This is a genomic window from Betaproteobacteria bacterium, from assembly GCA_009377585.1.
GTDB lineage: Bacteria > Pseudomonadota > Gammaproteobacteria > Burkholderiales > WYBJ01 > WYBJ01.
Window position 1 is genome coordinate 1 of sequence record WHTS01000191.1, and the last position, 452, is coordinate 452.

The window sequence follows — 452 nt, forward strand, 5'->3', positions numbered from 1 at the left end:
GTCGAGCAGCACCTGCGAGAAAGAGTAGCCGTAGGTCCAGCTTTCGGAATCGAAGCGCGCGCCAGGGTAGCGATTCCAATACCAGGTACCACCGACCCCGCTCGCTGCCTCCAATGCACGCACCCGAAGTCCGAGCTCGCGCAGCTTGTGGAGCTGATAGAGCCCCGTAACGCCCGCACCGATCACGACGGCGTCGAAATCCAAATGAACTGAAACCCGAGCATTCCCGGTTGCTGCTGCTGCAGTATCCATCTCGATTCTCCCACACTGACCCGCATCTCATTGCTCGTTCCCGAAAGAAGCACGCAGTGCTGTGCCAGAACAATAGAGGGCGGCCCTCTATTGAGGGATGCAAAGCACGGAGGATACCTCGCTGAACTCGCGCCAGAGCTTGCGCCACGAGTCGCCGCCGTCGTCGCTGCGATAGAGATAGCCGTAGCGGCTGGCGGCAA

General features: G+C 60.4%; 1 protein-coding gene. It reads right to left on the bottom strand.

Going from position 1 to position 452, the window contains the following annotated elements; all coding sequences use genetic code 11:
* A partial coding sequence (locus tag GEV05_29710) for an NAD(P)-binding protein (GenBank protein MPZ47462.1) occupies window positions 1–252 on the bottom strand: 252 nt, incomplete at its 3' end.
* Window positions 253–452: the final 200 nt, after the last annotated feature.